Source organism: Synechococcus sp. R3-13 (assembly GCF_047462195.1).
Taxonomy (GTDB): Bacteria; Cyanobacteriota; Cyanobacteriia; order Thermostichales; family Thermostichaceae; genus Thermostichus.
The window spans coordinates 1-6,526 of sequence record NZ_JANSIO010000194.1 but is presented as its reverse complement, the minus strand read 5'-3'; the positions used below and the strand labels follow the sequence as shown (position 1 = coordinate 6,526).

At 61.4% G+C, this 6,526-nt stretch carries 7 protein-coding genes; 1 reads left to right on the top strand and 6 read right to left on the bottom strand.

The features are described 5' to 3' along the window. Positions 1-35: 35 nt before the first annotated feature. The 4 genes from NW856_RS05845 to NW856_RS05830 all read right to left on the bottom strand — a co-directional run bounded on the left by NW856_RS05845 (position 36) and on the right by NW856_RS05830 (position 4,610). Positions 36-2,204, bottom strand: coding sequence for a M48 family metalloprotease (locus NW856_RS05845; RefSeq protein WP_414399493.1), 2,169 nt, complete (start codon positions 2,202-2,204; stop codon positions 36-38). A 102-nt stretch (positions 2,205-2,306) separates the two neighbouring features. Further along, positions 2,307-3,590: a competence/damage-inducible protein A gene (locus NW856_RS05840; RefSeq protein ID WP_414331859.1), complete on the bottom strand. Its 1,284-nt coding sequence runs from the start codon at positions 3,588-3,590 to the stop codon at positions 2,307-2,309. Between the two features lie 172 nt (positions 3,591-3,762). Continuing rightward, complete coding sequence (locus NW856_RS05835) at positions 3,763-4,257, bottom strand: N-acetyltransferase family protein (protein ID WP_414347469.1); 495 nt, start codon at positions 4,255-4,257, stop codon at positions 3,763-3,765. Between the two features lie 68 nt (positions 4,258-4,325). Continuing rightward, the gene (locus NW856_RS05830; RefSeq protein WP_414399492.1) at positions 4,326-4,610 is read right to left on the bottom strand and encodes a DUF6464 family protein; all 285 of its coding nucleotides are present in this window, start codon (positions 4,608-4,610) and stop codon (positions 4,326-4,328) included. A gap of 184 nt (positions 4,611-4,794) precedes the next feature. Here NW856_RS05830 and NW856_RS05825 point away from each other — a divergent pair, with 184 nt between their 5' ends. Then, a complete protein-coding gene (locus NW856_RS05825) occupies positions 4,795-5,877 on the top strand; it encodes an Mrp/NBP35 family ATP-binding protein (protein ID WP_414399491.1) in 1,083 nt (360 codons plus the stop codon). Here the strand turns inward: NW856_RS05825 and NW856_RS05820 are convergent. Both NW856_RS05820 and NW856_RS05815 read right to left on the bottom strand, forming a co-directional pair. Then, positions 5,874-6,242 carry a hypothetical protein gene (locus tag NW856_RS05820; RefSeq protein ID WP_414399490.1) on the bottom strand — a complete coding sequence of 123 codons (369 nt, stop codon included), beginning with the start codon at positions 6,240-6,242 and terminating at the stop codon, positions 5,874-5,876. The genes NW856_RS05825 and NW856_RS05820 overlap by 4 nt on opposite strands. 66 nt (positions 6,243-6,308) lie before the next feature. Further along, positions 6,309-6,526: BamA/TamA family outer membrane protein (locus tag NW856_RS05815; RefSeq protein WP_414399489.1), on the bottom strand; the 218-nt coding region annotated here is incomplete at its 5' end.

Genomic DNA, 6,526 nt, shown 5'->3' with positions numbered 1-6,526 from the left:
TTCAGCAGTGTTCAGCGTAAATGTATCAGCCTGGCTCACCACCGCCGCAGGTAAGAGGCCAAGTTGGGGAAATAGAACGCCCCCCAAATCCCCAGCAGGATGACTCCCAAGCCGAACACAACCAGCCAAAGGCGCGGTCGGCTGTGCAGCTTATTGGATCCCACCTGGACGTAGGCCAGATCCACCCAAGCAGTATTGCCGCGGCGGAACCAGCCCACCACTTTGACGCGCCGGCCCACCAGGGCGCGGATCCGCTTCAGGCCGGAAAAGACATTGCCCACCGGCCCCAAAGGGGAAGTAAAGCGCACCGGGATCAGCCCTGTGGCCTCTTGCAGCTTCAGCTCTGCCCCCAGTTGATAGCCGGAGGGGCCCAGTCCCACCAACTCCCCCTCCAGCTCTACCCATTGTCCGCGGCGGGGATCCGCGTCGGGATCCGCCAGCAAGCTGAGCACATCCGTCGGCCTTGCCGGCAGGGATCCCCCGTACATCAATCCCGCTTTGGCCCACAGGCCCATCCCGTAGCCCACCACCGCTGCTGCCGCGATCACCTTGGGATCGAGACGGTTTTGCAGCAGCAGGTAGAGGATCAGCCCCACCAGCCAGCCAATGAGGATCCCGACCACTTCGGCTGCGTAGATGGCCAGATCCAGCCAAAACCGGCTTTGCAGGCGGGCCACATCCAATTTGGACCCGGATCCCAGGCTCAGCTCCGGCAGGAGGCGCAGCCGCTCTCCATATCCCGCCAAGACCTTGAAGCGGTGCCCCGGCAGCGGATGGCTGGAATTGACCTGCATCCAGCGGGCCCAAGGGTTGATTTGATCCCAAAGAAAGACTTGGCCAGCTTGGGAGGGATCCTGGAGGCGGGCGGCAGCACTGGCAGCGGCGATGGTTTTGAAGTCCAAAAAGCTGAACAGGCGGGTGCAGTGCAACAGCGAGGAAGGTCGGCGGTCGTTTTTGTGGGCCTCTTGTAAGCCGGCAGCCGATTTGAGCAGAGCAGCGATCAGCCCGTTCGGGTTGCCGGTTGCCTGTACGGCAAAATGGTCGGCATGGTAGGTGCCCAGGCGGGAGAGGAAAAACAGGGGATAGGAAAGCACCGTGTAGATGAGGTAGAGCAGAGGGGCCACATGCCCGATCAGATCCCGCCGCCGACTTTGGCCGCGCCCCTCCCCCAGCTTGCTCACCTGCTCCAAGGCCAGGTAAACCAGTTGAATCGGGGATCCCAGCAGGGTCATGACCAGGATATCTCCATTAACAATTCGCCCCAGGGCCTGGGCGTAGACGGCGGCAATCTCATCCTCAGAAAGCTGCTGCAACAGGGCTTGGGTGACCACAATGCGGCAGCCATCAGAAAAAGTGCCGTAAACAAAGGCCAGCGGCCCAGCATCCGGGATCACCCCCAGTCGGGGCTGTTTTAGCTGGTTTTGGGCACAGATGCGCTGCAGCAGGCGCGCCGTTTCGGGGCTGTGGCGTTCGATTTCGCCAAGCCTGGCCCAACGCAACTTGTGCAGCCGTTGGTGGAGCTGATCCATCAGCCAGGGGGCAAAAAAGAGAAGGCCTACTCCAAAGTTGACCGCCAGGCTGCCGGCCACCAACCACCGCAGGCCATTGCGCAGCCAGGGCAGCAACCCCTGCAAGAACCAAAGCTGCCGCGGAAAACTCAGCCGGCCAAAATCCAGATGGCTGCCTACCAACACAAAGCTCAGCCACCAAAGGAAGACAATGCCCACCCCCAGGGATCCCCACTTGGCCCAATGCAGGGGGCCGGCCCGCTCCGGCAGGGGGATCTTCATACCCAGTTGGGCGGCCCGTTGACGGGTGGACAGGGATCCCGCTCCAGGAGACGGCTCCTCTGGGGGAGCAGAACGCGGTTCGACAGGTTTGGCGGACGGAGCAGCCAGGGACTCTGTTGCAGTGGGCAGGCGAAGCAAGATCTTCTTGGCCCAGCCTTGCGCCTGGGGGTTGGGGTGTTGCAGCAGCTCTAGGCAGAGGGACCGTGCCTTCTCCGTCTGGCCCAACTGGTGGTAGGCCCGCACCAGGTTCATTTGGGCTTCCAGGGCTTCGCCGTCAGATGAGTCTGCCGGGATCCCTAATGCTTTGTCCTGCTGACGGGATTGGGACAGGTAGCCTTCAAAAAGTTGGATGGCCTCTTGAAGGCGGCCCTGCCGCAGGGCTTCCTTGCCCGCCTGGACGGCATCGGGGATCATCGGCTTGCTCCTTGCCTGGTAGGGTCTGCTTCTGGAGATCGGTTGGATCCATCTGCTCCCCTAGCTTACTCAGGGATCCAACCCCGAGAGACTGGATCCCCCCTAAAGGGGGTAGCAGAGCAAGCGCCGCCGCAAGCGATCCAGAGCCGTCTGGGCGCTCCACCAACGCACCCCCTCTCTGCCGCGCAGGCTGCCAAACCGGTACTCGTGTACTTCCACCTTCCCTTGCGGATCCGCCAAACCCAGATACACAAGACCGACTGGCTTGGTGGCGGTGCCTCCCTCTGGCCCGGCAATGCCGGTGATGCTCAAGGCCCAGTTGGAGCCCAGGACTTGCTTGGCCCCCAGCGCCATTTGGGCGGCCACCGCCTCGCTCACGGCCCCGTGCTGTCGCAGGGTTTCCGGATTCACCTGTAAAAGCTGCTCCTTGATGCGGTTGTCGTAGGCCACGATCCCCCCCACAAAATAGCGGGAGCTGCCCGGGATCCCGGTCACCAACTGCCCCAGCAGCCCGCCGGTGCAGGATTCTGCCACCGCCAGAGTTTGACCCCGTTGCAGCAACAGCTCCCCCACCACACCGGCCAAGGTGGCGTCATCGCTGCCGAAGTAGTCTTCTCCAGAAATCTGTAAAATCTGCTCCACCACCGGGGCGATCAAGGCTTGGGCCTCTTCACGACTGGGAGCACGTCCGGTAACCCGCAGGCGTACCTCCCCCTGGCTGGCGTAGGGAGCCACCGTAGGGTTTTCCCCCGCCAACAGGGATCCCAGCCGTTCGGCCAGCGTCGATTCGGGAATGCCCCAATAGCGCAGTACCCGGCTGTAGAACACCTCTTTTCCCCAGCCGATGGAGCGCAGATAAGGCACGGCGGTCTCCCGCCACATGTGTTGCATCTCCCGCGGCACCCCAGGGAAGGTGAGAATGTGCAGGTCGGGCCGGGGCTGCCAGATGAGGCCACAGGCGCTGCCAAGCGGGTTGGGCAACACCCTCGCTCCCCGGGGCAGAAAAGCCTGCTTGCGATTGCTCGGCGAGGGCACAAGGCCCCGCTGCCCGTACTTTTGCAGGATCTCTTCCCACACTTGGGGGTGCTCCACCATCTCCGCCCCAAAAAAGGAAGCCAGCGCCTCATGGGTGAGATCGTCCGGCGTCGGCCCCAAACCCCCGGTGATCAGAATCAAGCTGGAACGACCACAGGCCACCTCCAGCGCGTGGTGAATGCGGGCCTCGTTATCCCCCACCACCGTTTGGTAATAGTGGGGGATCCCCAGTTGCGCCAGCTCGGCTGCCAAGTACTGGGCATTGGTATTGGTGATCTCTCCCAAAAGCAATTCTGTGCCGATGCAGAGGATCTCAGCCCCTTGGGGAATAGCAGTTTGCGGTGGGATCATGCTTGGCCTCGAGCTCAGCTCAGCCGCAAGAGAAGTATACAAGAGGTCTCGGCCCCCAGATTTCCGGCTGGTCGTCGGCCATTCCCAATTGCGGTGAGACAGCCGGCGGGTTTTCACTTCCCTCTCCCGCTCTGAGAAAATTTCCGCGCCGACTACCCCACAGAAGGCACACTCAAGCTCGATGGGGATCCTCAGCCAGCCGAGCCAGAGCCTCCAAATCAGCACCCACCACGCGGTTGAGAATCCATTCGGGATGTTGCTGGGCACCCATGCGTCGATAGAACTCTATCGCCGGCTGATTCCAATCCAAAACCATCCACTCCAGCCGCCCATATCCTTTGGCCACCGCCTCCTGAGCCACCCGCGCCAAGAGCGCTTTGCCAATGCCTCTGCCGCGAAACTCCGGCAACACGAACAGATCCTCAAGGTAAATCCCCGGTCGGGTCAGGAACGTGGAAAAATTGCGGAAGTAGAGGGCAAATCCCACCGCTTGCCCCTCCACTTCTGCCAACAACGCCGAGGCCAAAGCCTCTGGGCCAAACAAATAGTGGCGCAACAGATCAGCGGATCCCGTTACCAGGTGGCTCAGCTTCTCGTACTCGGCCAAGGCGCAGATGAGGTCAAACAAAACGGGCACATCTAAGGCGGTGGCAGGACGGATTTCCATACTTTTGCCTGGCTTCACAACCAATTCCTTGAATTTCCTGAGATACCGGCACGAGAACAGACCACAGTTTATTCTTGTTGTGGACAGAACGCCCAGGCAGCATCTTTTGGACGCGCAGCGTGGTGGGGGCAGCGGCAGGGGCCCAGAGGACTCACCGCACAAGGCAGGTAGGGTGACCGAGAAAAGTAACGGCAGAAGGGATCCCAGGCCGAGTCAGAAAAGAGAGTTGGCATGGCCCGGCGCTCGTCCCGGATTGAGAAGCGACGGGATCCACTCTTTTCCAGCAGAGGGATCAACTGCGCCAAGAACGTCAGCCCTAACCACAAACCAACTCCCATGACCAGTGCTTGCACGATCGTTCTCCTTCACTCACCCGTTCAAGAGTGTCGCCTTCCGACCCCGATAGCCTAAGTCAGCTTGTTTCGGCAGAGCTAGAGCGGCAGCCAGTTTTGGAGCTGTCCTTCCCTGCCGACGAGAACCCAGCAGAAAAACCGACTAGAGTGAAATATGGACTGACCCACTGGGCCTTTGGATTCCATGACAACCTCCACCCTTGATGCTGCCGCCATCCTTGAGGCGTTGCGCCCTGTTCAAGATCCGGAGCTGCGCCGCAGCCTGGTGGAACTGAACATGATCCGGGATATTCGCGTCGAGCCTGGGCGAGTGGCCTTTACCCTGGTGCTGACCACGCCGGCCTGCCCTTTGCGAGAATTCATTGTCGAGGAGTGCAAAGCTGCCATCCGCCAGCTGGCCCCCATCGAAGCCATTGATGTTACGGTAACGGCAGAAACCCCCCGTTCCCCTTCCCTGCCGAATCGCCAGTCCATCCCCGGTGTGCGCAACATCATCGCCATTTCCAGCGGCAAGGGGGGCGTGGGCAAAACCTCGGTGTCGGTGAATGTGGCGGTGGCGCTGGCCCAAAGCGGGGCCCGGGTGGGGCTACTGGATGCCGACATTTACGGCCCCAATGTGCCGCTGATGTTGGGCCTGCAGGATCGGTCTCTGGTTGTGCAAAAACGGGAAGATGGCGGCGAAGACATCTTCCCCTTGGAAAATTACGGCGTCAAGATGGTGTCGATGGGCCTCTTGGTGGGACGGGATCAGCCGGTGATCTGGCGGGGGCCAATGTTAAACGGGGTGATCCGGCAATTTCTCTATCAGGTGCAGTGGGGAGAGTTGGACTACTTGGTTGTGGATATGCCCCCCGGCACCGGCGATGCTCAGTTGACCCTGGTTCAGGCAGTGCCGCTGGCAGGAGCTGTGATCGTCACCACGCCCCAATCGGTGGCCCTGCTGGACAGCCGCAAGGGCTTGAACATGTTTCGGCAGTTGGGGGTGCCCATCCTGGGCATTGTGGAAAACATGAGCTACTTCATCCCGCCCGACCTGCCGGATCGCCAGTACGATATTTTCGGCTCAGAAGGGGGAGAGACCACGGCCCGCGAGCTTGGTGTCCCGCTGCTGGGGCGGATCCCGCTGGAAATCGCCCTGCGCCAAGGGGGAGATATGGGTACGCCTATTGTCATCGGCCAACCTGAGTCGGCTTCAGCCCGGGCCTTGAAGCAGATTGCCAAAACCTTGGCAGGCCGCGTTTCCATGTTGGCTTTGGGGGCAGGCTAGAAGCGCTCTGCTTCCACCAACGAGACCCCGAAGCTGCGTCCCCCCACCACAATCCCCTCTTGGGCCTTGCCGCGCACGGTCACTGTGCTGTTCATGGCCGGCAGCCCCTTGCCGGTGATGACCCAGAGGGAGCCGCTGTTGTCTTGGATCTCATACACGCCCTGGCCGAACACCCCTATCTGGTTGACCACGCGACCGCGGATATACACATCGGTGTAGCGAGAGGGATTTTGTTCGATCTGGGCGATGGGGGTTGTGCCGATGCCCAGCCGCGCCAGTTGCCCACACCCTGCTAGGGCTAAGCTGAGGCCCAGCAGGAGCGCCAGGGATCCGCCGCGGAACGATTGGCCAAGTTGCTGTTTCATGGGTTGCTTCCACTGACGAGCACCTGCTCCCAAGATAGCAAGCCGGCAGGGAAATCCACGGCCAAGTCAGAACTTCTCGCCAATGCCGAAATGCAGTTGGCCTTGGCCAGCGCCACCTTGCCCAACCGCATAGTCGATGCGCAGCGGCCCCAAGGGAGATTGGATGCGAATGCCGACCCCCAGCCCCAAACCACTGCCCGGCTTGTTGCGCACCAGGGCAGGATTGCCGGCCACCGCAGCTCCACTGCCCAAATCGGTGCCGTAGTCGGCAAAGACCACTGCCC

Bases quoted from the DNA above. Each gene is read 5' to 3' on its own strand.
- NW856_RS05845 (WP_414399493.1), bottom strand. From the start codon at position 2,204: ATGATCCCCGATGCCGTCCAGGCGGGCAAGGAAGCCCTGCGGCAGGGC.
- NW856_RS05840 (WP_414331859.1), bottom strand. From the start codon at position 3,590: ATGATCCCACCGCAAACTGCTATTCCCCAAGGGGCTGAGATCCTCTGC.
- NW856_RS05835 (WP_414347469.1), bottom strand. From the start codon at position 4,257: ATGGAAATCCGTCCTGCCACCGCCTTAGATGTGCCCGTTTTGTTTGAC.
- NW856_RS05825 (WP_414399491.1), top strand. From the start codon at position 4,795: ATGACAACCTCCACCCTTGATGCTGCCGCCATCCTTGAGGCGTTGCGC.
- NW856_RS05820 (WP_414399490.1), bottom strand. From the start codon at position 6,242: ATGAAACAGCAACTTGGCCAATCGTTCCGCGGCGGATCCCTGGCGCTC.